Origin of the sequence: Plantimonas leprariae, from assembly GCF_008802405.1 — a bacterium.
Classification (GTDB): Bacteria; Pseudomonadota; Alphaproteobacteria; order Rhizobiales; family Rhizobiaceae; genus Plantimonas; species Plantimonas leprariae.
Genome location: NZ_VZDO01000009.1, coordinates 39,257 through 65,585 on the forward strand (window position 1 = coordinate 39,257; position 26,329 = coordinate 65,585).

The 26,329-nt window shown below is 69.5% G+C and carries 23 protein-coding genes; 12 read left to right on the forward strand and 11 right to left on the reverse strand.

What is annotated here, in order from left to right; genetic code table 11:
* Window positions 1-46 precede the first annotated feature (46 nt).
* Complete coding sequence (locus F6X38_RS12015) at window positions 47-421, reverse strand: hypothetical protein (RefSeq protein ID WP_246191313.1); 375 nt, start codon at window positions 419-421, stop codon at window positions 47-49.
* 31 nt (window positions 422-452) lie between these two features.
* Window positions 453-5,327, reverse strand: a complete 4,875-nt coding sequence (locus F6X38_RS12020) for a peptidoglycan-binding protein (RefSeq protein ID WP_246191314.1) — start codon at window positions 5,325-5,327, stop codon at window positions 453-455.
* A gap of 205 nt (window positions 5,328-5,532) precedes the next feature.
* Between F6X38_RS12020 and F6X38_RS12025 the strand changes: the two genes are divergently transcribed.
* The 5 genes from F6X38_RS12025 (at window position 5,533) to F6X38_RS12045 (ending at window position 9,910) form a co-directional block, all read left to right on the forward strand.
* Window positions 5,533-5,826, forward strand: coding sequence for a hypothetical protein (locus tag F6X38_RS12025; RefSeq protein ID WP_150970070.1), 294 nt, complete (start codon window positions 5,533-5,535; stop codon window positions 5,824-5,826).
* A gap of 2 nt (window positions 5,827-5,828) precedes the next feature.
* A complete protein-coding gene (locus tag F6X38_RS12030; protein ID WP_150970071.1) occupies window positions 5,829-6,191 on the forward strand; it encodes a hypothetical protein in 363 nt (120 codons plus the stop codon).
* A gap of 879 nt (window positions 6,192-7,070) precedes the next feature.
* The gene (locus tag F6X38_RS12035; RefSeq protein WP_150970072.1) at window positions 7,071-7,277 is read left to right on the forward strand and encodes a hypothetical protein; all 207 of its coding nucleotides are present in this window, start codon (window positions 7,071-7,073) and stop codon (window positions 7,275-7,277) included.
* A 223-nt stretch (window positions 7,278-7,500) separates the two neighbouring features.
* A complete protein-coding gene (locus tag F6X38_RS12040; RefSeq protein ID WP_150970073.1) occupies window positions 7,501-8,832 on the forward strand; it encodes a hypothetical protein in 1,332 nt (443 codons plus the stop codon).
* A 421-nt stretch (window positions 8,833-9,253) separates the two neighbouring features.
* Window positions 9,254-9,910 carry an SOS response-associated peptidase gene (locus F6X38_RS12045; RefSeq protein WP_150970074.1) on the forward strand — a complete coding sequence of 219 codons (657 nt, stop codon included), beginning with the start codon at window positions 9,254-9,256 and terminating at the stop codon, window positions 9,908-9,910.
* A 6-nt stretch (window positions 9,911-9,916) separates the two neighbouring features.
* Here the strand turns inward: F6X38_RS12045 and F6X38_RS12050 are convergent, their stop codons facing one another.
* On the reverse strand, window positions 9,917-11,239 hold the full coding sequence (locus tag F6X38_RS12050) for an NAD(P)H-dependent oxidoreductase (protein WP_150970075.1): 1,323 nt from the start codon (window positions 11,237-11,239) through the stop codon (window positions 9,917-9,919).
* Between the two features lie 91 nt (window positions 11,240-11,330).
* Entirely contained in the window at window positions 11,331-12,242 is a 912-nt protein-coding gene (locus tag F6X38_RS12055) for a D-alanyl-D-alanine carboxypeptidase family protein (RefSeq protein ID WP_246191315.1), read from the reverse strand.
* 187 nt (window positions 12,243-12,429) lie between these two features.
* Here F6X38_RS12055 and F6X38_RS12060 point away from each other — a divergent pair, with 187 nt between their 5' ends.
* From F6X38_RS12060 to F6X38_RS12070, 3 genes are read left to right on the forward strand one after another with little or no spacing between them, the layout of a single operon-like run.
* A complete protein-coding gene (locus tag F6X38_RS12060; protein ID WP_150970077.1) occupies window positions 12,430-13,359 on the forward strand; it encodes a class I SAM-dependent methyltransferase in 930 nt (309 codons plus the stop codon).
* On the forward strand, window positions 13,356-14,096 hold the full coding sequence (locus F6X38_RS12065) for a 16S rRNA pseudouridine(516) synthase (RefSeq protein WP_150970078.1): 741 nt from the start codon (window positions 13,356-13,358) through the stop codon (window positions 14,094-14,096). The genes F6X38_RS12060 and F6X38_RS12065 overlap by 4 nt, the downstream gene beginning before the upstream one ends.
* Window positions 14,093-15,016 (forward strand): MBL fold metallo-hydrolase, encoded by a 924-nt coding sequence (locus tag F6X38_RS12070; RefSeq protein WP_150970079.1) that lies wholly within the window; start codon window positions 14,093-14,095, stop codon window positions 15,014-15,016. Before F6X38_RS12065 ends, F6X38_RS12070 begins: the two co-directional genes overlap by 4 nt.
* Window positions 15,017-15,019: 3 nt before the next feature.
* Here F6X38_RS12070 and F6X38_RS12075 read toward each other — a convergent pair whose 3' ends face one another.
* Window positions 15,020-15,934: a DUF1499 domain-containing protein gene (locus F6X38_RS12075; RefSeq protein WP_150970080.1), complete on the reverse strand. Its 915-nt coding sequence runs from the start codon at window positions 15,932-15,934 to the stop codon at window positions 15,020-15,022.
* Window positions 15,935-16,125: 191 nt separating this feature from the next.
* Between F6X38_RS12075 and F6X38_RS12080 the strand changes: the two genes are divergently transcribed.
* Window positions 16,126-16,527, forward strand: a complete 402-nt coding sequence (locus F6X38_RS12080; protein WP_150970081.1) for a hypothetical protein — start codon at window positions 16,126-16,128, stop codon at window positions 16,525-16,527.
* A gap of 4 nt (window positions 16,528-16,531) precedes the next feature.
* Here the strand turns inward: F6X38_RS12080 and ppdK are convergent, their stop codons facing one another.
* From ppdK to F6X38_RS12100, 4 genes are all read right to left on the reverse strand, one after another.
* Window positions 16,532-19,228 (reverse strand): pyruvate, phosphate dikinase, encoded by a 2,697-nt coding sequence (gene ppdK, locus F6X38_RS12085; RefSeq protein WP_150970082.1) that lies wholly within the window; start codon window positions 19,226-19,228, stop codon window positions 16,532-16,534.
* Window positions 19,229-19,347: 119 nt separating this feature from the next.
* A complete protein-coding gene (locus F6X38_RS12090) occupies window positions 19,348-20,046 on the reverse strand; it encodes a DsbA family protein (RefSeq protein WP_150970083.1) in 699 nt (232 codons plus the stop codon).
* An 86-nt stretch (window positions 20,047-20,132) separates the two neighbouring features.
* On the reverse strand, window positions 20,133-20,639 hold the full coding sequence (locus tag F6X38_RS12095; protein ID WP_150970084.1) for a DUF721 domain-containing protein: 507 nt from the start codon (window positions 20,637-20,639) through the stop codon (window positions 20,133-20,135).
* Window positions 20,636-21,991, reverse strand: a complete 1,356-nt coding sequence (locus F6X38_RS12100; protein ID WP_150970085.1) for an O-antigen ligase family protein — start codon at window positions 21,989-21,991, stop codon at window positions 20,636-20,638. Before F6X38_RS12100 ends, F6X38_RS12095 begins: the two co-directional genes overlap by 4 nt.
* Window positions 21,992-22,117: 126 nt before the next feature.
* Between F6X38_RS12100 and mutY the strand changes: the two genes are divergently transcribed.
* Both mutY and F6X38_RS12110 read left to right on the forward strand, forming a co-directional pair.
* Entirely contained in the window at window positions 22,118-23,221 is a 1,104-nt protein-coding gene (mutY, locus tag F6X38_RS12105; protein WP_150970086.1) for an A/G-specific adenine glycosylase, read from the forward strand.
* Window positions 23,218-23,835 carry an HAD family hydrolase gene (locus F6X38_RS12110; RefSeq protein WP_150970087.1) on the forward strand — a complete coding sequence of 206 codons (618 nt, stop codon included), beginning with the start codon at window positions 23,218-23,220 and terminating at the stop codon, window positions 23,833-23,835. Before mutY ends, F6X38_RS12110 begins: the two co-directional genes overlap by 4 nt.
* 7 nt (window positions 23,836-23,842) lie before the next feature.
* Here the strand turns inward: F6X38_RS12110 and F6X38_RS12115 are convergent, their stop codons facing one another.
* Both F6X38_RS12115 and F6X38_RS12120 read right to left on the reverse strand, forming a co-directional pair.
* Entirely contained in the window at window positions 23,843-24,289 is a 447-nt protein-coding gene (locus tag F6X38_RS12115) for a DUF2721 domain-containing protein (RefSeq protein WP_150970088.1), read from the reverse strand.
* 28 nt (window positions 24,290-24,317) lie between these two features.
* Window positions 24,318-25,460, reverse strand: a complete 1,143-nt coding sequence (locus F6X38_RS12120; RefSeq protein WP_150970089.1) for a site-specific DNA-methyltransferase — start codon at window positions 25,458-25,460, stop codon at window positions 24,318-24,320.
* Between the two features lie 180 nt (window positions 25,461-25,640).
* On the opposite strand from F6X38_RS12120, the gene F6X38_RS12125 reads away from it, so the two are divergent.
* Complete coding sequence (locus F6X38_RS12125; RefSeq protein WP_150970090.1) at window positions 25,641-26,327, forward strand: HAD family hydrolase; 687 nt, start codon at window positions 25,641-25,643, stop codon at window positions 26,325-26,327.
* Window positions 26,328-26,329: the final 2 nt, after the last annotated feature.

Sequence of the window (26,329 nt, forward strand, 5' to 3'; positions counted from 1 at the left end):
CGCGTCCGGCCCCTACTTCGCCTCGGCCGACCCGCCTCGCCCGAGATCACGGCCGGCACTGTTCCAGAAGATCGAACTGGACCTTCGGATCGATGAGGCCACGATAGTCGTCCAGCAGCCGTTTGAGGCAGACGATGGCGGGCTTGTCCAGGACGTAGACCGAGCGAAGGGGGCTGCGGACGGACTCCGTCCCCGCGTCGAGCGGGTCCAGGCTCGGGAACTTGTCGAGACCGCGTTGTTCCGTGCCGTCGTCGCCCGCGCAGGTCCCCAGATCGACCTCCGCGTTCCCGGTCTTCGAGCGCTCGGCTCGTTCCAGGAACTTGCCGTAGTCCTGCTGGAAGCATCGCGCTCGGATTCCGTCGAGTTCGACTACCTCGTCGCATACGAGGCAGTCGGCGACGGCGGCCGACGCCGCGAACATTGCGGCGATCGCTAGAACACCGGCTACACTCCTAGAACAGCGCATAGTCTCCCACCATCCTGCTGCCGACCATCCACGGCGTCTGCCGCCCCCCGCTCGCCCGGACGACGCGTGCCTTCACCCCTCGGTACAGTTCGGACGCCTCGATCCGGCCGTTGCGGTTGCGATCGTATCGATCCCGTTCGGCGCCGAGCACGGCGGCGATCGCGTCGGTGAACAGTCCACCGACCTCTCGGCTCCCTTCGGATTCCTGCCGTCCCTTGGCTGCCGCCAGTACGGTGACATTGGATCTCGACCTGGCGAAGTTCCCCGCCAAGTCGTCGTTCGTCGCGAAGGCGCCGGTACCGGCCGCTCCCGAATGGCACGCGTCCAGGAAGATGGTGATGCGTGCGTCGGTCGACTGGAACAGACGTTCGAGCCGCTCGAACGCCAGCGCGGTCCCTTCGAGGTCCGCCGGATCGGTCAGCGACGTTCCGAAGTAGAAGCGCCCCTTCGCGTCCTGCAGGCCGTGGCCCGCAAGGAAGATTACGGCATGATCGCCGGGCTCGAGCCCGTCTAGGAGCCGGCGGGTCGCCTCCACGATCGCGTCGGGCGACGCACGCCGGTCCTTGGGTGCCGTCTCCACGGCGAAGGGCGGCTCTCCGTCGTTCCGCACGGAAAGCAGTTCCTGTACTCGACCCGCGTCGCGCAGCGCGTAGTTCAGCGAACGCAGGCCGGCGCCCTGATACGTGTTCACGCCGATCGAAAGGACCCGAGTCGTGGCCCTTCGTGTCGGCGAAGGTCCGAGATCGACCGAAACGGGCAGGCTCGCGAGGCCCCTGGCGTCGAATGCGACGATCGAGACTAGCCGCGTGTCCTTCAGCCGTTCGAACGTCACCGTGCCGTTCAGCCGGTCGCTTTCGAAGGTTCCCGTCGACACCCCGTCCTGAAGCACGGAAAGCCGCACCACCTCGCCGGCCTCGTATCGCAGGTTCGCCCTCACCTTGCCGTCCGAGTCGAGCGCGATCTCGCCGGCGAGCGATGGCGGTACTCCGAGATCACCCTCCTTGGCCGACGGCACGGAACCCTCCAGGGCGGCGCGCGTAAGGTCAGGGACGCGGAGCGCCGCGCCGAACCGGTCGAGGCTGAATTGTTCGTCCCGCCCTGGAAACTTCAGGTCGATCAGCGCCGCAGCCTCCGCCGTCGCGTCGTACCGGAAGTCGGATGTCCAGACCGCCACCTCGTCGTCGACGATCCGGCCCGACAGGATCACCGCTCCCGCCTTCATCAGGTCGTGAACGTAGAAGTTGCCGTCGGAATTGAGCTGCACCGCGTGGCGACGGTCGCCGGTCAGCCACGCGTCGACCAGGAGGTCGCCGTTCGGAAGATTCTCGCCGATCCACAGCATGGAACGCGTCGCCCGCTGCCGGACGGTGATCACTCCGTTGCCGGGCGCATAGGTCAAGAGGAGGTCGTCGTTCGCCTTGATCCGGAACGGGTGATCGTACCAGAGACGATGGGCGTTGTTCTCAAAGAACTCCGACCCGTCCACCATGGCATCGGAACCCTTCATGGACTTTGCCGATCCGATGTCCATGACGTAGAAGGCGGCGTGCGGCCGCAGGCTGCCGAACGTCGCGCCGGCGGTGCACGACGCCCGCGCGACCCAGACGGCGCCGCGCCGCGTCGCCACGCGCGAAACCTCCACAACGTCTCGGGGTCCGAACGATTCGCCCACATTGCCGGTGTCGCCGGCGTCGCCGAGAAGGACATGTCCGCAGTCGGCGAGAAGGCCGTCGTCTTCCTCCGGCAGCGACCATCGGAATCGCCAGCCGGCGGCCTTCGCTTCCCTTTCGAGCCGCCCCATCGCCGGTGCCGAACGCTCCAGTCGCGCCGGCAGCTCCATGGCGTGCGTATGATCCGTTTCGCCCTTCGTTTCCGGTTCGAGCAGGACGTCGCCATCCGCCATCGGATCCAGCGTCACGCCCAGCCGAAGAAGCTGTTCCGGCAGCGCTCGCGAGAGCGGCACGCTGTTGACCGTGTCGGCAAGTCGAAGATCGCCAGCCATCTGTTCCGTGTCGCCGAGGGTCTTCACCGTCAGACCGACCTTCGCCAGGCTGCCTCGCAGCCGATCCTCGAAGGCAGGAGGGTGCGGGACTTCGGAACCGCTCGTGTCAACCGCGTCGGTCGCTTCGCCGTCGACGAAGCCACCGGCCGCGTCGAAGTCGCGTGACAGGCTGACGGGGGACACCATGCCGAGCGTCGCGAGGGTCCGGAGATGCGACGCGGCGGTGCCCCCGCCGTTCGACAGGTAGCCGCCGCCGGAGTTCTCGACGGACGCGAAGTCGGCGTTCTGCAGGCTACCGATCCGGTAGCCGAGTTCGCCCAGGATGGCGTAGGTCGAGTTCTCCAAGTCGATCGAGATCCGCGTTTCCCCTGGTTCAGCTAAGCAGCACGCGGCGCCGGTGAGCTGTTCCGCCAACCGGAGGTGGTCACCGAAGGTCGAGGCGACGTCGACCTTGGCCCAGGGCGCCCTCGTCGTGACGACGACGCTGTCGCCGAGCGCCCAGTAGAGCTTGCCGGCGTTCAACGTCGCCGTGGTCCGACCGTCGATCGTGTCTACGATCTCCGTCCGTCCGTCGTTGTCGACGGCGACGAAGCGGTGCGTCGGCGAGACGCGAAGTTCCGTCCCCGCCCGTTCCGCGATCTCGGTGCCGGTCGTCGCGTCCAGCAGCAGGAAGCGCCTGTCGTTCAGCAGGATCCGGCGCGAGACCGCCGGAACGTCGATGCCGAGCGTGAAGGCGGTACGCGCTTCGGCGGTGTTCAGGACGATCTCGGCGGGGGCCGGGGCGACGTCGAGCGTCTCGCGCGTCGCCTTCAGCGTCAGTTCCTCCTCGCAGGCCCGCAGGTAACCGACGAGCGAGACAGACACGTCGAGCGGACCCGAACGCAAGGGGGCGAACTTCACCGAGCCTTGCGAACCCGCGCCTCGCGTCGCCAACGCGACCAGAGCTCGCGTGTGACCGAGGCCGGTCCCAATGGCGAACGGGTTCGGCGCGTCCGGACCGAGTGCGAAGGACCCCTTGCCGGCAAAGCGGACCGGCTGGTCGGCCTCGAGAACCAGCCAGACCGGAATGCGGTCGGCGAGTTCGTTGTTCGACCACTGCAGCGAGGCTTGTTCTCCGACACGGAAACCGGAGGTCTTCGACAGCGTCCATTCGAGCGCGCCGGCCAAGCTGCGCAGCGTCGCTCGTTCGGCTTCGCAGGCATTCCCGAGCTTGCGCGCGGACTGTCGCACCCGAGCCTGGAAAGGCGCCAGCCGGTCGGCGTCTCGCCAGCCGACGTTCGCGTCGACGACGGGCTCCGGTCCGCGCGTGGGAGGCGGCACGGCGAGCGACCTCGTCTGCAGGACGCCGCTGCGGGCGCCGGGGAAGGTCTTGTCCCGCCCTTTCTCGGACTTCAGGAAGCAGACCCGGCCGTTCCGGTTGAAGGTGAAGGCACGACACCCGACGGTCTCGCGGCACATGGCGAGGCAGTCGGCTTCGTCGATGCCACGAAGCGACGGGTCCGTCAGGCCGCCGCGAATGTCGGCTCCGCCGAGGTCGGTGTCGTCCAGGTAGGCCCACTTCTCGGCGTCGACCAGCCGAGAACGGTCGACCAGTTCGTCCGGCAGGCGTGCGGCTCGGCCGGCAAAGCCCCCCTCGCCGGACGCGGGCTTCGGCGAGGGAGCGTCGCAGCGCGCTTCCATCCGTCGACGCTCGGGACCGAAGCCGGCCAGCGTGAAGGCGACGGCGACGTCGGCGACCCGGACGTGCAGCACGCGCCCCTTCGACAGACGCTCCAGGACGGGCTGCGAACCCTTTCCCGTCAGGATGACGCGACCCGGACGGCCTTCGAGCGGCACGTCCGTGCCGGCGCCGTCGTCCGCGGCGAGCCGCGCTTTCGCCGGGATGGGCCCGTCGCCATCCGAGGGATCGAACTCGAGCGCCAGCCCGCCTTCCGGCCCACAGGCGAGATGGAGGCACGTCGCCTCCCCGCTGCGGTTGCCGGTACAGACCGTGCTTCCGGACGACCTCCGGTCCGCCGCCCAACCCGTCCCCACCAGCGTCACGCCGGACGCCGCGAGCCTGCCGACCTCCCCCTCCATGTCGGTCACGTGCGCCTTCCGGAGGGTATCGGGCGCTGTCCAGTCCCGGTCAGAGGCCCATGCGGCGAGGGCGGCGACGAAAGCGGGGTCCGATCGCCCGTCCTCCGGCCCGGAATAGTAACCGAGCTGCGCGAGCGCCGCCTTGGCCTTCGCGATCGTCACGACGTCCGGCGGGCTCGCCGCCGGAACGCCCGATCCTCGTTCCGCGATCTCCCTTTCCATGCTGTCGGCGTGCGACGACCGGATCCGGTTCGGCGCCTTCCAACCCCGGTCGGCCGCCCAGGCGGCCACCGCCTTGAGCGTCGCCTGGTCGACTTGTCCGTTCGCCTGCCCGGCGAAGTAGCCGAGCGTCGCGAGCGCCGACTGGACGCGCCGCACGTCGCCGTCCCCCGATGCCGGCGCGGCGGACGATGCCGGATCTCGTTCGCCCGCCTCCTTCTCCAAAGCGAGCAGGTGCTCGACGCGGAGGCTGCGCGGGGTCTTCCACCCGTGCGCCTCGGCCCAGTTCGATACCGCCCTCCAGGTCCCAGGGCCGACGGAGCCGTCGACGGGCGCGTCGGCGTAGCCGAGACTTCTCAACGCCTGCTGGAGCCGCCGGACTTCGGGTCGCGTCAATTGCGAGCGACCGTCGAAAGCCTGCCCAAGGTACTCGTCGCCCGACTGCGGATCCACGCCGCCCAAGATTTCCCGGACCGTTCCGACGAGGACGTCTCGCGACTGCGCCGCCGCGCCGGTCGACGCCAGGGCCAGAAGGAGCAGAATGGATTTCAGGACGCGCATGTCGACGATTCGTCCTCGCGGGCCGACCCGATCCGAGATTGGCAAGAAGGACGAACTTACTCAAGGGAATATCCACCCTCGTCGATTAAGTTAGTCGTGCTTCGAATGCCGCTTCCCACGAGCATCCTCTTCGGGCGAGAAGCGATGAAATGTGGAACGACCTTATCACTAGGAACCTCGTCGCGTTTCGCGCGATATGCGGGTGATGGGCATGTCCGTGGTTGATGGGATGTTCGTCTTGAAGGTGCACGTCAGAGCCGAGATCAACGACGACCGGCTGGTCTATCAACTCCTCGTGCTGCGGTCGGGCGTCTACGACATCAAGGTCGAAGAACAATTCGCCATCCGTCTCGGGGACACGCTCGTGATCACCCGGACGTTTCCCGAAATCATTCTCAAGATCTTTAGGCCGAAGGAGACGCGCCGGTCGCGAACCGTCGGCGGGACAGGAAGGAACGCTGAACCGCGTGCGACGAGCGATCGCAGGCGGGCCGCGTAGCGTTGCCGCTGTACCATGCGACATGGCGCGAACGGTTGCCGGCCATCAGGCGAGAGGGTATCCGCGCGGACGTCGCCACGAAGAACCACTCATGCGAGAACGGCGTCTATCTCGCCGACTCTCCCTTGGCCGCCGCATATTTCCTGATCGAAGCCTACGTCCAGCGAGGGCGGGCAGTCTCCGATCCAGCCGAGCGTGCATCGGCTATCGTCATCATCGTCGTCGACGATGCGAGGTTCGATCGTTCGGCTCTCGAACCCGATCCCGGTTTCACTTATCCGGTCTTCCGGACCTTCGTCCATCCAGGACGGATCGACGTGCGGAACGCGACAATCATCGGCGTGAATGACCTACTCGAACGGTGACCGTCTGCGAGCCGGTCGTCTGTCGGCACGGGCGCACGTCGGACCCGAGACCAGTCCCACGAATCGTCTCGAACGGCACTGGGACAGCTCTCGGCCGAGTAGTCGACATGTCGCCGCGAAGGTTGCGAGGTCGGTCGCCGGAGTCGCTAGTTTCTATTCGTCGCGTGGACCCCGCTTCCCGACATACCGGGGATCATCGCGTTCAACCAGTCGGCCATTCTTCCGTCCGCTGTCCCGGGGCCACACGGTGTCGGCGTGAGCAGGGTGCAATCCCGCACGCCCGGCATCTGCTGGAGACGGTCCTAGGCTTCCGATGGCGGCGGGAAGAGTACGAAACCGCCTAGTGGGTGACAGCGGACGATCCGGCCCCCCGAAACCCATCCGAGCGTTTATCGATACTTTTCCACAGTGTATGTCTTTGCGTCTTGCGACTTCTTCACGGCATGGTGCTGAGGGCTGGCGAGACATGCGTCGCCGACCAACAGGAGCAGTTCGGTAGGCGTGGTGATCCTGATCGGGTAGTCGGGCGAGCATTTCTCCTCCGACCCGAGTATGGTCGGTCCCTGTCGTACTCCTGGTTCGCTGCCCACTCCAATACGAGCATTCGACGATCCTGGACCGGTGGAACTTCCGTATGGTCCACGAATGTCGGATGGGCTTCGTAGTCGAGTTCGACGACGATATCGCCGCGCTGGAGACGCCAGGAGCACGAGTGCGGGTTGTCCGGGGTCTCGAGTAAGCAGGAACCAGCGAAGCCCCATCGTCTAAACCGTTTCGCGAGCCAGACTGCGCCCCACAGCTCCCAGAAAGTGTTCAAGTCGACGGGCGGATAGTGCGATCGGTCGGATTCCACGGTCGAGATGGATTCGGAGAGCCGTCATGTCCTTTCCCTTCTTCGTGCCCGGCGTTCCCGTCGGCCACGAGTCCGACGACCTCGCGACCCTGGAACGGCTGGTGCGAGACCGGCGAGAGGTGGAACCGGCGAACGCGATGCTTCGCGAGGAGGCGGCGGCCTTCCTGAAGGCGAAGCAGGCCATCGCCGAGCGCGGCGGAAGCAGGCGGGGCCAGAAGGTGACTGGCCGGTGAGCCGGCTCGCCATTACCGTTCCGTTCAACGTCGGCGAAACGCCGGGCTCGCTCGTCTATCGTCTCGCCCGCGTCAACGGCCTCGACGACGCGGAATCGTTCTCCCGGAGCGTCGACCTGGACCTGCGAGGCGTCCTACGTGGCCGATCCGACGCTCTCGGCAGGCTCGCGGACCTGACCGCGCGTACTGTGCCCGAGTTGTCGGAATGGGCGACGCGGGTGACGTGGACGACGAGGCGACCCTTCGCCGGGAACGGATGGGCAGGCGGTGGTCGACGCGGTCGGGATACGTCGTCTGCGGCGAATGCCTGGACGAGGATGTGTCCGACGACACGCTTCCTTTCGGCTGCCGCACCTGGCGGCGTGGCTGGTGGGGCGTGGCGGGACTTCGCACCTGCCCCATCCATGACCGGCCGCTTCGTCGGGTAGACATGTCCTCCCCATGGGACAGCCGCGTTCGCCATGTGCGTGACGATGCGTCGTCGTCGCGTCCGCGGAGCGACTGGTCGTCCAGCGGCCACCGCCGACCCTCTTCATTCGAAATCTACATGCGCGCCAGGATCGAATTCGGCGAACGGTCGTCGACCTTCCTCGACGACCTGCCGATGGGGGTTGTCAGGCGTCTCTGCGAACAGGTCGGGCTGCTCTCTTCGTCCGACACGCTAGGACGGTACCTGTACCAGTCCGACGACGAGCTGCACGCGGCCGAGGCGGCAGGATACGAGGTGGCCGGAAGCGGTCTCGACGACCTGTGCGCCGTCATCGAGTCCGCCCTTGTGCGTCCGGGCGGATCCTGCAGCGCCGACGAGGCCTGGAACATGACCACGCGGATCTCGAGGCTGTTCGTCGAGGACGGCTATTCCGCTCACGACATCGGACCGATACGGAACGTCCTCGGGGAACTGCTCTGCCGCTTCGGCGGGACGCGGGGCGCCTTCCCGACGACGTCGTCGCCGTCGCCGGAAGTCAGGATCGACCTTTCCAGCTTCTCGGCAAGGTGCGGCACGACGCCTGCCAAGGTCCGCGACATGCTTGTCCGGACGGGGTTGATCGACGAAGGGCTGGCACGGCTGCGAGCGAACCGGTTGTTCGTTCCGGCGCGATGGGTCGAGAAGGTCGTCACGATGTTGGAAGGCGCGAGGTGGGTGTCGGCGGCCGCCGCCTCAATCCACATGCCGACGCCGGTGTTGGTGGATCTGGTCGAGGCCGGCCTCGTCGAGCATATGGGTGCAACCGGCATTCCGGAAGCCGGGCTGCGGATCGCGAACGATGCCGTCGCGGACTTCATGAAGCGCCTCGAACGAGCTGCCTCGTCGCGAGCCTGCGACGCCGTCTCCGTCGGAACCGGCGATGCCGACACCATACCGACGGTCGCCGAAAGGACCGGAGTCGTCGCGGCCGAGATCGTGAAGGGGGTGATGGACGGCCGCATCGCATGCGACCTCCCGAAACACGCGGCGGCGGATTTTCGATCGTTCCTCGTGAGGGAGGAAGAAGTCCGGTGTCGTTCAGGCGTCACTTGTCGTGCTGACGACGAAGCTGCTTGCGAACCGTGACCACACGCGCCAAGCTGAATTTTCGGGGGGCGGATCTGCACGGGACCAGACGACGACGCCGGTCTGGAACGACAAGAACAGACCATCGACCCCGCCGAGAGGTGGGGTTTTTTATTGCCTACGATACGGCGACCAGACGCTTGGACGACTGGAACTGCTGTAGATCTATGTTGCCAGACACAGTCATCGTCGTGCCATCAGAACAACCCAGGCATTAGGAAACAACGGGTTACGTTGGTTTTACTGCAAACCAACGTGCCCTTCACAGCGACATCGCGGCAGCCTCACCGGAACGGAACCGCGACACGGTCCTTTTCCGGCAGGGTCGCCGTTCGCCGGACGCGCGCCGCTTCCGTTTCCCGCATCTTCCGTCCGTTCGGCACACCGCCGCTCGGACCTCTCGCCGGATCTCGCCGACGCCATGTGCAATCTCTATTCGATCACCACGCCGCAGACGGCGCTGCGCGAGTTCCTGAACGCCGTCATCGACAAGACCGGCAACCTGCGCACGCTGCCCGGCGTCTTTCCGGACACGGAAGCCCCGATCGTGCGCAACGGCGGCGAAGGCCGCGAACTCGCGATGGCGCGCTGGGGCATGCCGTCGCCGCGCTTTGTGCTGGAGGGCAAGAAGACCGACCCCGGCGTCACCAACATCCGCAACACCGCTTCGGCACACTGGCGGCGCTGGCTCGGCCCCGCGCACCGCTGCCTCGTGCCGTTCACCAGCTTCTCGGAATACGACACGGTGGAGGGCAGGAAGGTGCCGGTCTGGTTCGCGCTGAGCGAAGACCGGCCGCTCGCCTGCTTCGCCGGCATCTGGACGCAATGGACCAGCACCCGCAAACTGAAGGAGGGCGAGGTGACGGTGGACGCCTACGGCTTCCTCACCACCGATCCAAACAGGGAGGTGAAGGCCATCCACCCGAAGGCGATGCCGGTGATCCTGACGGAGCCGGACGAGATCGATCTCTGGCTCAACGCCGACTGGAAGGAAGCCGCGAAGCTCCAGCGCCCGCTGCCGGACGGCGCGCTGACGATCGTCGCCAAGGGCGAGCGGCAGGACGGTGCCGAGGGCTGATCTGCTTCAGGCCGCCTCGCCGGGGAGAAAGCGGGCGTCCTCGGCGTCGAGGTCGCGGCGCATGCGGGTCACCAGGTAGCTCTCCTCCGGCACGCAGTTCGCGTAGGTCAGCTTCTCGCCCTTCGCGATCGGACGGGTGACGCGGGCTTTTTCCGCGAGACCCAGCGGCAGCGCCTTCGCCGCGCGCGCATCCCCCCAGGTCATCGCGAAGCCGCGATAGTCGGTCTCGCCGATCCGGCCCAGCACGTCGCCGGGCTGGAGGTCGCGCTTGGCAACCGCGGCGCATTCCGCCACCGGATGGTCCACCGGCTGCAGGTCCGGCGCGCCGTGCATCACCGCCTTGATGGCGGAGAGCGGCACTTCGAGGCTGGTGAGATGGAAGGGCCGCGACAGCACGTAGCAGGGGCCGGGGCCGACTTTCAGGTCTGTGATCCGCTCCAGCACCCGCGGATGGCTCGGCTTGACGATGGCGAAGACCCCCGGCGCGACGCCCCTGCCGATCGTGTAGTCGACGCAGCCGGAGCGCGACAGGATGCCGCCGTCGGCCTTCGAGCAGAGCACCTGCGCGAGATCCTCCAGCGTCGCCGCCGGCCCGTGCATGCCGGGAACGTCCGGCACGAGGCCGGTGGCGTTGGCGATCGCCACCATCTCGACCATGGTCTTCGAGCCGTCGACGAACTCGACGAGGACGCGGGCGTTCATGTTGCGCCGCGCCGCCTCCTCCTCGAACTCGGTCGGCATCGCGTCGAACTTCAGGGCGTTGTTCTTGCCCTTGCCGGCCGCGACGACCTCGAAGCCGAGCGCTTGGGCCAGGCCGATCAGTTCCACCGTCGCCGCCGGCTCGTCGCCCGCCGCCCCGGTATAGACGACACCGGCCCGCGCCGCCTCGCGCTTCAGGAGCCGGCCGATGGTGATGTCCGCCTCGACATTCAGCATCACGACATGCTTGCCGTTGCGGAATGCCTCCAGCGCGATCATCGTGCCGGTGTTCGGGTTGCCGGTCGCGTCGATCACCACCTGCACGCGGCCGGAGGCGCAAAGGGTGCGGAAGTCCTCGGCATAGGCGACGCGGCCCGACTCGATCGCGCGGTCGATGTCCGCGGCCGTGTCGGCGCCCGTCCATTCGAGCCCGGCCATCGCCATCGCCGCCTCGACGCGGGCCGAGGACGTGGCCGAGATCGCGCCGAGCCGGATGCCCGGCATCAGGGCGCACTGGACGGCGAGATCGGTGCCCATCTGGCCGGCGCCGACGACCCCCAGCGTCACCGGTCCGTGCCGGTCGGCATGGACCTTCAGTTCCGCCGCGAGGCCGACCGTCGCAATCGTCATGGGAAACGTCTCCGTTCGATCCCGTGGTCTTACACGGTTTCGCGGGCAAGACGAACGCGTTCCTTTGCCGGCGAAGCAGGCGCGGCCGGTTCTACTGCGTCAGGCTGGCGATCGACTGCGGCTCGGCGGGGCCGAGATAGGTGTCGATCAGCCGCGTCACTTCCGCGTCCCGCGCCCGGCCCGTCGCGCCGCCGATCACGACGACGATGACGCGCCGGCCGCCCCGCTGCGCGCTGGCGACGAGGTTGAAGCCCGAATCGCGGATGTAGCCGGTCTTCATGCCGTCGACGCCCGGCACGGTGCCGAGGAGATGGTTGGTGGAGCGGTAGCGCTTACCCTCGTACGCGTAGGCCGGCTGCGCGTAGAACGAGGTGAAGCGCGGATGGTTGGCGCGCAACGCCCGCGCCAGCGTCGCCATGTCGCGCGCGGTCGTCATCTGGCGCGGGTCGGGCAGACCGTTCGGGTTGACGAAGTTGGAGCGCGTCATCTTCAACGAGCGCGCCTTCGCCATCATCATCTTCGCGAAGCCGTCGACCGAGCCGCCGAGGTTCTCGGCCACCACCATCGCCGCGTCGTTGGCGGACTTCGTCGCGATGCCGTGCGCGAGGTCGGACACGCGAACGCGGCTGCCGGCCCTCAGCCCGAGTTTCGAAGGCGACTGGCGCGCGGCGTTCTCGGACACCAGCATCGTGTCGTCCAACGAGACGCGTCCGCCGTCCACCGCGTCGAACAGGAGATAGAGCGTCATCATCTTGGTGAGCGAAGCCGGATAGCGCACGCCGTCGGCGTCCACCTCGTAGAGGGTGCGGCCGGTATCGTAGTCGACGACGAGTTCGGACAGGGCGCGGGCCACCGGATAGCCGAGCGTGACCTGCTGCGGCGCCATCACGATGGAGGACGGCGTCGGCGGCCGCACGCCATCCGCGCTGAGCTGCGCGCTCTGGCAGCCCGCGAGCGCAAGGAGGCCGAGAAGCGCCGCGGCGGCGCGAGAACGCTTGGGCATCGGCATCGGACCTTCAGGCTCCCGCAACCGGAACAACGGCGGGCGCGCCGCACGGCGCATGGTAAGCCGAAGCTCCTTAAGGGAAATTCACCACACGAGAGAATGGCGCGGCGGCAACAGGCGCGAAATCGATGCTTGGAGGTTGGCGCGGCTGGCCGCGCCGCTCTGCCCGCGTTATGGAGCCGCCATGCTGAACGATGCGAGGTATACGGGAGGAAGCGCGGTCTACGGCCGCCCGCCGGCGGACGTGGTCGAGCTCGATCCCGATGCCCGCCAGTTCTCGCCGCTCGTGCCGGGCTCGGCTTCGCTGGAAGAGGCACCCGACGCTTCTCTGGAACGGGCGACGGTGCTCGCTCCGCCCGGCACGATCGAGCGCCGCTTCGTCCTGGCGCAGATACTGCGCGCGGCGAAACCCGGCGCTTCCCTCGCCGTCCTCGCGCCGAACGACAAGGGCGGCCGGCGGATCGCAGCCGATCTCGAAGGCTTCGGCTGCGCCGTCGCGACCGAGTCGCGCCGCCACCACCGCATCGCGCGTCTTGCCCGCCCGGAGCGGCCGACCGGGCTCGCGGAGGCGATCGCGGCGGGAGCGCTCCGCTTCGACGAGACGCTGGGACTGTGGACGCAGGCCGGCGTCTTCTCGTTCGACCGGATCGACCCCGGCACGCGCCTCTTGCTGGATTCGATGCCGCCGCTTGCGGGGCGCGGCGCGGATCTCGGCTGCGGCATCGGCGTCATCGGCCGTGCCGTCCTCCGGAGCGACAAGGTGAGCGGGTTCGTCTCCGTCGACCTCGACCGGCGCGCGGTCGAGGCGGCGCGCCGCAACATCGCCGATCCGCGCGCCGCGTTCCGCTGGGCGGACCTGCGCGAGGACATGAGCGGTCTCGCCGAGCTCGACTTCGCCGTGTCGAACCCGCCCTTCCACGACGGCGGCGCGGAGGACCGGGTACTCGGCCAGGCCTTCATCCGGCGCGCGGCGGCCAGCCTCAGGCGCGGCGGCACGCTCTGGCTCGTCGCGAACCGGCACCTCCCCTACGAAGCGGTGCTGGCGGAGCGCTTCGCGCGCGTCCGGCTGGCGGCGGAGGCCGGCGGCTATAAGGTGTTCGAGGCGCGCCGATGAAGGTGCCGACGCTTCGGCTCGATCGCCTGCTCGGCAACATGGGCTACGGCTCGCGGAAGGAGATCGCGCTTCTCGCGCGGCGCGGCGGGATCGTGCTCGACGGCGCGCCGCTTCCCGACGCCGACCGGCGCATCGCCGTCTCGGCCGATCTCGCCACCCGCATGACGGTGGCGGGTGAGCCGCTCGACCCGCCGCCCGGCCTGGTGATCCTCATGCACAAACCGCTCGGCGTCACCTGCTCGCACAAGGAGGCCGGGCCCTTGGTCTACGGCCTCCTTCCCGCCCGCTGGCGGCGGCGTGAGCCGGCGATCTCCACGGTCGGCCGGCTCGACAAAGAAACGTCGGGCCTCCTGCTCCTCACCGACGACGGCGGCTACCTCCACCGCGTCATCTCGCCGAAGCGCCACGTTCCGAAGCGCTACGTCGCGCGGCTCGCCCGGCCGCTTCGCGGCGACGAGGGTGCAGTCTTCGCCGCCGGCACGCTCCTGCTGGAGGGCGAGGAGAAGCCGCTCATGCCGGCGGTGCTGGAACCGCTGGCCGACGGGCAAGCCGCTCTGACAGTGACGGAAGGCCGCTACCATCAGGTGCGGCGCATGTTCGCCGCGGTCGGCAACCACGTGGAAGCGCTGCATCGCGACCGGCTCGGCGGCCTCGCCCTCCCCGCCGATCTGGCGCCCGGCGAGTTCCGCGTGCTCGGCGAAGGCGAGGCCGCACAGGTCTTCGCGTCGCCGGCATGAGAACGCCCGTGCTCCGTCTCGACCAGAGCTTCGAGCCGCGCCACGGCGAGGCGGTGGAAGCCGCGCCCGGCATCCTGCGCCTCACCGCGCCGAATCCGAGCCCGTTCACCTTCCACGGCACCAACAGCTACCTTCTCGGTCAGGACCGACTCGTCCTTGTCGATCCCGGCCCGAACGACCTTCGCCATCTGAACACCATCGCCCGCGCCGCCGCCGGGCGGCCGGTGGACGCGATCCTCCTCACCCACACGCACCGCGACCATACCGGCCTCGTCGGCGCCGCGAAGGCGGCCTTCGACGCGCCGGTGCTGGCGGAAGGCCGGCATCGCCCGTCGCGCCCGCTCCGCGACGGCGAGACGGCGCGGCTCGACGCCTCCGGCGATACCGCGCTGGTGCCGGACCGCCTCGTCGCGGACGGCGAGGTCGTTCCCTTCGACGGCGGAGCCTTACGAGTCGTCGCGACGCCCGGCCACGCTGCCAACCATGTCTGCTTCGCCGTCGAGGCGGGACCGGCGGCCGGAACGCTCTTGTCCGGCGACCACGTCATGGCCTGGTCGACCAGCATCGTCGCGCCGCCGGACGGCTCGATGCGCGACTACATGGCCTCGCTCGACAAGCTGCTCGAACGGGACGACCGCCTCTACCTGCCGGGCCACGGCGGGCCGGTGACGGGACCGCGACGGTTCGTGCGCGCCATGAAGGCGCACCGGCTGATCCGCGAGGCGGCGATCGTCGCGGCGCTCAAAGCCGGCGACCGGCGCATTCCTGAGATCGTCGCGCGAATCTACCGCAACACCGATCCCGCCCTCCACGGCGCCGCCGCCTTGTCGGTGCTGGCGCATCTCGAAGACCTCGCCGAGCGGGGCACCGTGCGCTGCGAGGGACCGCCGGCGCTCGGCGCGGCGTTCGAGGCGGTCTGAACCTTAACTCCCTGCCGGCGCGACCGTGCCGACCATCGCGGTGTCGACCCGCGCGAGGAAGTCCTCGATGAAGCGGCGGTTCTGTCCGAAGTCGTACGAACCGAAGCGGGAGACGGATCGAAGGTCCAGGTAAGCCTGCGAATCGTCCTCGACGATGCGGATCTCGACGTCGCTCGGCAGGCCGAGGACGGGGCTCGCGGCCACCGCCGCGATGCGGTACTCGCCGGAATCCGGCTGGTCGAGCGGATCGGGTGCCTTCGCCGGCGTTTCCGCCTCGCCCGGCACCTCGCGCGGGGTCGGCACCGGAACCGTGCCCGCGATCGCGGCCGGCGGCGGCTCGTCGGCGGGGCTCGCGTCCTCGCCGCTTGTCCCCTGTTCGGGATCGGCGGTCTGGACCTCCCCGACGGTCCAGCCGACGTCGCCGAGCACGAGGCGCACCGCCGCGTAGACCTGCGAGGCGCGCACCGCAAAGACCCGGCCGTTCAACGCCTCCTCCTCGTCCGGCGCCTGGGTGGCATTCGTGGGCGCGGCCGGCGGGACGGTGGCGGCCGATGCGTCCTGCTCCTCTTCCGCGATGCCGTCGGTTTCCGCCATGTTGGTCGGCGGGTTGCGGAGCGCGAGCGCGCCCGCGAAGGCGAAGGGCGCCGCCACGAGCGCGCCGATCACCAGCGCGGCGAGCGCCGCGCCGCCGCCCCGGTACCCTTTGCGCCAGACGCGCGCGAGGCCGAACAGCGCGAGCACGAGGGCGAGCGCCGCCAGCGCGCCGACCACGGCGAGGAGGATCCGAAGCACTTCGAACTCGATGCCGTGCAGCCGGAACATCAGGACTGCGACGACGAGGAGGATCAGCGCGAAGCTCGCGAGCCGCCGCGCGAGGCTGGCCGTCCGGAGCCGCTTCTTCAGATAGTGACCTGCCATCGACGCGTCCCGGGCGCAGCTTCGCGCCCTCGATAGCCGATATCGCCGGTCTCCCGCACCGGGAAAGTTCGCGGGCGGCGTTCAGGGCCATCCGGACCGCGTCATCATCCCGCCGGATTTGGCCGGGCAAGTGACCGCCCGCGATCCCGCCCTCCGGCCGGCCCGCGATGGTCTCGAAAGGTGTCCGCGTGATGAGCCAGGTCGATATCGAGAGCGGGGACGCCGCCGCACCGTCCCGATTCGAGACCGTCGAGATCGAGCTGGCGCTCGACCTGCAGGAGCCGAGCGGCGAGACTTTCGAGACTCGCGTGCGCAACGCCGTCGCGGTGGTCGGCGGCGAGGTGTTGTTCGACGTGCCGGCGGACGGCTCGCTCGACGACGCGTCGCGTATCGCGGCGGTACGGGTGCCCGGCTCCCCTCGCGACCGCATCGTCTTCGCGATCCTCAACGAGACCGAGACGTCGATCCGCGTCGCGGAACCGGACGAGGTCGGCGACCGCCTCTACGGCTTCGCCGAGGCGTTCGTCGGCGTTCTCACCCGCATCCGGGACGACATGCGGCTCGCCGGCCTCGCCTCCGGCGGCACCGCCTGAGGTTTCACTCCCCGGCCTGGAAGCGGCCGCGCGCCTTGGCGGCCGGTCCCTTCAGCGAACGCGCGAAACGGATCGCGGCCTGCGCCGCGGCGATGCGGGCGACGGGCACGCGGAACGGCGAGCACGACACGTAGTCGAGGCCGGTCTGCTCGAAGAACGAGATCGAAGCCGGGTCGCCCCCCTGCTCGCCGCAGACGCCGAGCGTGATGTCGGGCCGCGTCCTTCGCGCCTTCTCGACGCCGAGCGCGATCAGTTCGCCCACCCCCTCGACGTCGAGCGACTGGAACGGGTCGCGCGCCACGATCCCCTTCTTCTCGTAGGTCGGCAGGAAGTTCGCCGCGTCGTCGCGCGAGATGCCGAACACGGTCTGCGTCAAGTCGTTGGTGCCGAAGGAGAAGAAGTCCGACTCCTCGGCGATGGCGTCGGCCCGGACGATCGCGCGCGGCAGTTCGATCATCGTGCCGACGCGGTAGTCGATCGAGCGCCCGAGCTCGGCCATGACGCGGTCGGCCATCGCGGCGACGCGCGCCTTCACGAAGTCGAGCTCGGCCTTGAGGCCGACCAGCGGCACCATGATCTCCGGCACGACGGCTGCGCCGGCGCGCTCGCCCGCCTCGATCGCCGCCTCGAAGATCGCCCGCGCCTGCACGTCGACGATCTCCGGATGCGAGATCGCGAGACGGCAGCCGCGATGCCCGAGCATCGGGTTGAACTCCTCGAGCTTGCCGATCCGCTCGGCGAGGAGCCGCGGCTCGATGCCGAACTGCGAGGCGACCTCGGCGATCTCCGCCTCGCCCTTCGGCAGGAACTCGTGCAGCGGCGGATCGAGCAGCCGGATCGTCACCGGCAGCCCCGCCATGATCTCGAAGAGCTCGACGAAGTCGGAACGCTGGAACGGCAGGAGCTCGGCCAGCGCCTCGCGCCGCCCGTCCTCGTCGGAGGCGAGGATCATCCGCCGCATCGCCGGCACCCGGTCGCCCTGGAAGAACATGTGCTCGGTGCGGCAGAGGCCGATGCCTTCCGCGCCGAAGGCCCGTGCGGCGCGCGCTTCGGCCGGCGTCTCGGCATTGGTGCGCACGCCCATGCGGCGGGCGCGGTCGGCGAAGAGGAGAAGCTGCGCCAGTTCGCCGGCAAGGCTCGGCAGCTCCAGTTCGGCGGCCCCGAGGATCACCTCGCCGGAAGAACCGTCGATCGTGATCAGGTCGCCGGCATGGAGCGTCATGTCGCCGGCGCGGAGCGTTCCGGCCGCCTGGTCGAGGCGCAGCGCCCCGGCGCCGGTCACGCAGGGCTTGCCGATGCCGCGCGCCACCACCGCCGCGTGGCTCGTCGTGCCGCCGCGGATGGTGAGGACGCCCTCCGCCACGTGCATGCCGTGGATGTCCTCGGGATGCGTCTCGTTGCGCACCAGGATCACCGCCCGCCCCTCGGCGGCCTCGGCCTGCGCCGCCTCCGGCGTGAAGACGATCGCGCCCGACGCCGCGCCCGGGGATGCGGGGCGGCCCCGCCCGATCACCGTCAGCGCGTCGCGGTTGCGGATCGCGGGGTGGAGGAGCTGGTCGAGCGAGGCCGGGTCGATCCGGAGGATCGCCTCCTCCTCGTCGATGACCCCGTCGCCGACGAGCCCGGTCGCGATCCTGACGGCCTCCGCCGGCTCGCGCTTGGCGACGCGCGACTGGAGGAGGAACAGCTCGCTGTCGCCGACCATGAAGTCGACCTCGACCGCGTCGCCGACATGCGCCTCGAGCCGCGCGACGTAGCGGCCGAGCGCCTCGATGTCGGTGGGGAAGGCGTCGGCCGAGCGGCCGTCGAGGAAGCCGGCGAGGTCGCGCACCGCGCCGCCCTCGGCGACGCCCGGCACGGCATTCCGCCCGCCGAAGCCGAACTCGCCGGTGAGCCGGGCGCCGCCGGTGGCGAAATCGCGCGAGCGGGCACGGCCGGTTCCGGAATTCTGGTCGCGCTCGTTGAAGATCATCGCGTGCGCGGTGACCGCGAGGCCGGTGTTCTCCGGGATTCCGTGCACCGCCCGGAAGGAGCGGGCGACGGGACTGCGCCAGGAGGCGAAGCTCGATTCCACCACGCCGAGAAGCTGCTCCAGCGGCGTCTGGGGCAATGCCGTACCGGCCGTCGCCTCGATGAACTCGTGGTAGCGCGCGACGAGCCGCCGCCATTCGGCGGGCATCTGCGGCTCGCGCGCCCAGCCGGCCGCGGCCTGTTCGGCATCGGCGATGTCCTCGAACTCGCCGGCGTCGATGCCGAAGACGAGGCTGGCGAAGGACTCGATGAAGCGGCGATAGGAGCGGAAGGCGAAACCCGCGTCGCCGAGTTCCCTGGCCAGCGTCTCGACGGTGCGGTCGTTCAGTCCGACATCGAGGACGGTTTCCGCGAGGCCGGGGATCGGCGTCCGGGCGCTGGTGCGGACCGCGAGAAGCAGCGGGCGTTCGGAGCCGTCGAAGACGCGCCCCGTCGCCTTTTCCAGCCACGCGACGGCGTTGCCGATGTCGGCGCGCAAGGCCGGCGGCAGGGCGTCGGGCGTGGCGGCCGCCTCGCGCCAGGCGGTCGAGGCGATGGTGAAGCCCGGCGGCACCGGCAGGTCGAGTGAGGCGAGCAGCGCGAGGTTCGAGCCTTTGGCGCCGAGCGCTTCCAGCGCGTCGGCCGTCCGCTCGGCCGCGCCTCGCCTGAAGGTGTGTATCCGCTTCGCCATCGCGCGCCGCGCCGCTCCCGCCCGGCGAAACCGTATCGCCCGGCAGAAAGACTTAAGGGACTAAAGGCTTGCCGCCAATTGCTGCAGTGCGAAAAAGACGGCTTTCCCCAGTTGCCGGCTTACGACGCGGCGTCGAGGATCGCGGCGAACTCGGCCGGCGGCAGCGCGCCCTCGTAGCGCTTGCCGTTGATGAAGAAGGTCGGGGTCGCCTCGACGCCGAAGGTGTCGGCGCCGCGCTTCTGCGTCGCCACGACCTTCGCCTGCAGGTCCTTGTCGCTGAGGCAGGCCTTGAAGCTGTCGTCGGTGAAGCCCGCGAGGCGCGAGATATCGAGAAGCGCTTGGCTGGCGTTCTGGGCATGGGCCCAGGCCTCCTGCTGCTGAAACAGCACCTCCACCATGGCGTTGCGTCGCCCCTCCGGCGCGCAGCGCGCCAGCATAAAGCCGGCGACCGCGCGCGGATCGAACGGGAACTCGCGCAGGATCAGCTTGGCCTTGCCGGTGTCGATGTAGTCTTTCTGGATCGTCGGCAGGGTGTTCACCGCGAAGTCGGCGCAATGGCCGCAGGTCATCGAGGCGTATTCGACGATGGTGATCGGCGCGTCGGCCTTGCCCATCACCACGTCCGGCAGGGGGCCGGGGGCCATGAGTTCGTTCACGTCGACCTCGCCCTTGGCGCTCGACGCGGTGGCGGAGGCTCCCGGCACCTTGGTGGCGTTCTCCTGCGCCCCGGCCGGCGCGCCGGCGAAGAGCACCGCCGCGAGAGCGGCGGCAGCGGCGAAGGAGGCGGATCGCCCGAGGCGGGGAAGCATGCGCAACATGAGGCTCGACTTTCAGCCGCGAAGGTTGGCGGGAGGTGTAGAAAGAGATTGCGGCGCTGCCAAGAGGCGGGGCGCTGACGGCGTCATTACGGTTTCGTCATCGTCTGCCGGCGCAAGATGCTTTCCCCGTAGGCGAGGAGCGCCGCCTTCAGCTTCGGATCCTCGATCCGCTCGGTCATCGCCTTCAGCGCCTCCTCCTCCGCTTCCGACAGGCCGCGTAAGGACGGCTTGCGACTCGGCCGCGTCACGGCGACGGGCTTCTGGAGGATGCGGAGCCGGTCCACCGCGCGATAGCCGAAGAAGACGTTGATGCGCTGCACGATCTCGCCGGACTCGTGCTGGAGGCGGAGCGCCGCGGCGCTCTCGCAGGCGACGACGAGCACGGCCGGCCGCAGCCGCGCGTCCTTCGCACCTGTTTCCGGCGGCCAGACCAGCTTTTCCGGCCGCGTCACCGCTTCCAGCCGCGCGCCGACGATCTCCGGCCAGGCGTCGAGCAGCCCGATGGTCATGCCGGCTTTCCGCCGCAGCACCGGATCGAGCAGCGCCGAAACGGCCTCGCCGACCGGCTGGGGCGGAACGAACGGCTTCTTCATGGGCTCGCCTCTCGACGCGCCGGTACCGAGGCCGCGACGAGCGAGGCTGCGAAGACCCAGATCGAATCGAGGATGTCGTGCAGGAACATGATGTTGGTCAGCCCCGGCACGAGAAAGGCGAGCGTCAGGATCGCCGCCGCCGCCAGCCGCGAGTTCCCGCCTTCCGTCCGGCGCGCGGCCCAGGCGGTCCAGAGCGGCGCGGCGACCAGCGCCACCAGCGCCGCGAGGCCGACGAAGCCCGCGATCACCCCGACCGTCAGGAACACGTCGTGAAGATGGGTGTAGGAGAAGCCGGCGAAGGCATTCGTGTCGAGATAGGGTTTGATGGCGCGCCAGAGCCCGCTTTCGCCGTAGCCGAACCATGGGCGCGCCGCGATGGCCTGCGTCGCCGCCTCGTACATGTCGCGGCGAAGACTGGTCGAGGTGCCGAAATCGACGTCGGCGGCGATGAGCGACAGGTCGCCGACGAGCATGCGGACACGCAGGACGAGCGGCGCGGCGAGCAGGAACGCCGCTCCGGCGAGAATCGCGCCGCCCGCCGCGGCGAGCGCGACGCGAAGGAGAGGGCTCGTTCCCCGCCAAAGGGCGGCGATCGCGCGCCGGCGTGCGACGAGCGCGACGAAGAGGACGAGCGGCAGCGCCGGCCACGCGCCGCGCATGCCGGACGCCACCACAGCCAGCGCACCGCCCAGCATGCCGGCGACGGCGAGCGCGCGCTGCAGGCGGCCGGCTCCTTCCCGCAACGCGAGCAGCGACCAGCCGGCCGCCAGAAGGGCGGCGATGGAGAACGGCCCTTCGTTGCCCGAAAATCCGTCGACACGGCCGTTGGCGAGGCCGGGCGACAAGAGGCAGATCGGCAGGAGGAGCGTACCGCCGAGCGCCGCGCCGAGAAAGGCCGGCGGCAGCGTATCGGGAAACCGCGAGCAGCGCATGCGCGGGATCAGGAGCAGCGGCAGCAGAAACAGGAGGCGCTCCCCGACATGGCGCGCCGCCCGGGCTGGCTCACCTGCCTCGAAGCCATGGAAGACGTCGGAGCCGGCGATCGCCAGGAAGAAGAACAGCGTCGACAGCACGACGGGCAGGTCGGAACGCTCGAAGCGCCAGACGAAGCGGCGGAAGAGGAGGGAGATCAGGGCCCAGCCCGCCAAGACGACCGCGACCACCGTCGCCGCGGAGCCGCCCATCGCGGCCGCCACGAAGAAGGCGAAGTTCGACAGCCGGTTGCGGTGCCCAAGCGCCGCCCGCCCCGGATGAGCGAGGGCACGGATGCGTTCGCGATAGCCGCGTTGCCGGCCGGCTTGCCCCAAAGGCAGTAGATCGAGGCCGCTCGCCGGCACGCTGCGACGCCTCACCGCGATCCGCCCGGACCGGTCGCTCTTGCCAATGCCGGCCTCATCGGTTTTCTCAGGGAGATCGCTCGAAACGTCGAAAGCGCCCGCATGGCGCGCGTCCGGTTCCAGCGGATGCGACGGCGGGGCATGCAAGTCAAGTTCGGAAGAGAGACCGCCTCCGATGCGCCGGCCGCCGCGCTGCTGCTCGGCTGGTACGACCGGCACGCGCGAGCGCTGCCGTGGCGGGTCTCCCCGGCCGCCTTTCGCCGCGGCGCGCGGCCCGATCCCTATCGCGTCTGGCTGTCCGAAGTGATGCTGCAGCAGACGACGGTGGCGGCGGTGAAAAGCTATTTCGAGCGCTTCACCAGCCGCTGGCCGAGTGTGGAAGCGCTGGCGCAGGCGCCGGCCGACGAGGTGATGGCGGCCTGGGCGGGCCTTGGCTACTACGCCCGCGCCCGCAACCTTCACGCCTGCGCGAAGGCGGTGGCGGCGGAGCACGGCGGCCGGTTTCCGCGGACGGCGGAAGGGCTGAAACGTCTGCCGGGCATTGGCGACTATACCGGCGCGGCGATCGCGGCGATCGCCTTCGGCGAGCGGGTCGCCGTGGTGGATGGCAATGTCGAGCGGGTCGTCTCCCGCCTGCACGCCATCGAGATACCGCTGCCGAAATCGCGCCCAGCCATCCGCGCCCATGTCGATGCGATGACGCCGGCGAGCCGTCCGGGCGACTTCGCGCAAGCGATGATGGACCTCGGCGCGACGATCTGCACGCCTCGCCGTCCGGCCTGCGCGATCTGCCCCGTGCGCCCGCTCTGCACGGCACAGGCGAAGAACGAGCAGGACCGCTTTCCCGTCAAGCTGCCGAAACGCGCCAAACCCGCCCGGCGGGGGGCGGCCTTCGTCGCGGTCCGCCGGTCCGACGGCGCGGTCTGGCTGCGCCGGCGGCCGGAGGCGGGCATGCTCGGCGGGATGGCCGAGCCGCCGACCACCGGCTGGTCGGCGAAGGGCGACGGCGCGACCGGCGCCGAGGCCGCGCCTTTTCCCGCCGCCTGGGCGCATCGAGGCGTCGTCTCGCACGGCTTCACCCATTTCGACCTGGCGCTTGACGTCTGGCATGCCGTGGTGGACGAAACCGGGGAAACGATGGACGGCTGGTGGTCGCCGCCCGGGCGCATCGGCACCGAGGCGCTGCCGACGCTGATGCGCCGCGCCATCGCGCTGGCAACGGAGAGGGACGGGAAACCCGCATGATCGAGCACGTCGTCTTCGACATCGGCAAGGTGCTGATCCATTGGGACCCGGAGATCCCCTATCGCCGCCATATCCCGGACGACGCCGAGCGGGCGCGGTTCCTCGCCGAGGTCTGCTCGCCGGACTGGAATCTCGAACAGGACCGGGGCCGGACCTGGGAAGCCGCCGAAGCGGCGCTCCTCGCCCTCCATCCGGACAAGGGCGACCTGATCCGCACGTTCCGCCGAAACTGGCGGGAGATGGTGCCGCACGCCTACGAGGGCACGGTCGCGATCTTCCGCGACCTCATCGGCCAGGGCGTCGACGTGACGCTGCTGACGAACTTCGCCGCCGACACCTTCGAGGAGGCGAGCGAACTCTACCCGTTCTTCACCGAGGCGCGCGGCGTGACGGTTTCCGGCCGGGTCGGACTGATCAAGCCGGACCGCGCCGTCTACGAATTGCACGCGCGCGATTTCGGGCTCGATCCTGCGAAGACGCTGTTCATCGACGACGTCGAGAAGAACGTCGAAGGCGCCCGCGCCGCCGGCTGGCAGGCGGTGCAGTTCACCGGCGCGGCGAAGCTCGCCGAGGATCTGGCCGGCTACGGCTTCGAGGTCGCCAAGCCGGCCTGAAACGGCTTCAGGTGCCGGCCCCGTCGCCGCTCGGCGTGCCGGTATCGATCGCCTCGCGGACTGCACGGCCGGAAATGACGATCTCGGTCGAAAAGCAGACCAAAGCGAAGATGGTGGCGAGGAGCGCGCCGCCGAAGAAGCCGAACAGCAGCGTGCCGATGGTGATGGCGCCAAGCTCGCCGAAGAACAGGATCGCGGCCGCGCAGCAGGTCATGCAGGCGGCGAGCGCCGCCAGCACCACGGCCGCGTCCAGAATCTTCGACCGGAGCCTGAGACGCGCCAGTTCGACGGGACGCTGCCCGCCGACCAGCGTCATCTGATGGATACGGTCGAGCACCCGCGCGAGGCGCGTGGCGAAGACGTTCATCAACGAGGCGACGGCGGTCAGGAGGAAGACCGGCGTCAGCGCGAGCTGGATGACGTGCGCCGCGCTGTCGAGCGGCTCGACCGGCATTACGCGCCGCCTGCCGCGGCCGGGGGTCTCACGCCCCTGCCCGGCCGAGTTCCTCGCGCACGCGCCGACGGAGCTCGTCGATCAAGGTCAGCGCCCCGCCCTGCGAGCGGACGTGCCAGAAGGTCCAGCCGTTGCAGGCGTCGAGCCCCTGCACCTTCGCGCCGATACGGTGGATCGAGGCGCTCTCGCCGTTCGCGGCGATCGTGCCATCGGCCCTGACCTCCGCCGTCCAGCGGCCGCGCGCGTCCGTCAGTTCCGCGCCGGGCTCGACGAGGCCGGCCTCGATCAGGCTGGCGAAGGGCACGCGCGGCTCGGCGCGCTTCGTCGGCGCCGGCCGCAGCGCCTCGGCCGCGAGCGGCACCACGGCGTCGATGCGGGCCTGCGCGGCCGCGATATAGCCGGCGTCGCGCTCGATGCCGACGAAGTGCCGGCCGAGGCGCTTCGCCACCGCGCCCGTCGTGCCGGAGCCGAAGAACGGGTCGAGCACCACGTCGCCCGGCTTCGTCGAGGAAAGCAGCACGCGGGCGACGAGCGCCTCCGGCTTCTGCGTCGGATGCGCCTTGTCGCCGTTCTCGTCCTTCAGCCGTTCCCCGCCGGTGCAGATCGGAAACAGCCAGTCCGAGCGCATCTGCAGGTCGTCGTTCGCGGCCTTCATCGCGTCGTAGTTGAACGTATAGCCCTTGGCGTCCTTGTCGCGCGACGCCCAGATCAGCGTCTCATGCGCGTTCTGGAAGCGCCGGCCGCGGAAGTTCGGCATCGGGTTGGTCTTGCGCCAGACCACGTCGTTCAGGAGCCAGAAGCCGAGGTCCTGCATGATCGCGCCGACGCGGAAGATGTTGTGGTAGGAGCCGATCACCCAGAGCGTGCCGTTGGGTTTGAGCACCCGCCGCGCCTGCAGGAGCCAGGCCCGCGTGAAGTTGTCGTAAGTCGCGAAGCTTTCGAAGCGGTCCCAGTCGTCGTCGACGGCGTCGACCTTGCTCTGGTCCGGCCGGTGCAGCTCGCCGCCGAGCTGGAGGTTGTAGGGCGGGTCGGCGAAGACCGCGTCGATCGAGCCTGTCGGCAGCGCCTCCATCCGCGCGATGCAGTCCCCCTTGAGGATCGTGTCGACGAGCGCGGGCCGCGGCCCGGCTGCACGGTCGTCGAGGACGGGACGGAGCTTCGCATTCGCCATTCGGGTCACCGGTTACGCCAGGAAACAAGCCTCGCGATCATGGTTACCGAACGGCGTAAACAATCGATAAAGCCGGCGCGAACGAGACGGGCGGACGCGAGGAATTTCCGGTCGACCCCGCCTGCCCTATCCTGTACCGAAGCGGCCGGAACGGCGCGGAACGCGCCCGTCGGAGACGCCATGTCGAACCTTTCCCTCGCCATCTTCGACTGCGACGGGGTGCTCGTCGATTCCGAGATCATCGCGGCGCGCGTCGAGGCCGAACTGCTGCGGGAATACGGCATCGAGCTTTCGCCGGAGGAGATCGCGCACCGCTTCGCCGGCCTCACCTGGGTGCGCATCCTCGAACTCCTGTCGGCCGAGTACGGCACGACCCTGCCCGACGAATTGCGGACGCGCAGCCACGAGGAGCTGACCCGGCGCCTCGCCGCCGAACTGGAGCCGATCGCCGGCGTGCAGGAGATGCTGGACCTCGTGGACCTGCCCCGCTGCATCTGCTCGAACTCGAGCTCAGACCACCTGAAGCTGGAGCTTTCCAAGGTCGGGCTGTGGGACCGCTTCCGCCCCTACATCTACGCCGCGCGCGAGGTCGGGATGCAGCGGCCGAAACCGGCGCCCGACGTCTACCTGCATGCCTGCGCTGAGTTCGGCGTCGAGCCGCGCAAGGCCGTGGTGCTGGAGGACTCGGTGCACGGCGTCGCGGCCGGCGTCGCGGCCGGCTGCCGCGTCGTCGGCTTCACCGGAGCCTCCCATTCCTACCCCGGCCACGGCGAGGCCCTGAGCGACGCCGGCGCGGAAACCGTAATCGCGCGCCTCAAGGACTTCCCCGCCGTGGTGGAAGCCTTCTCGGCCTGGGCCGAGGCCTGACG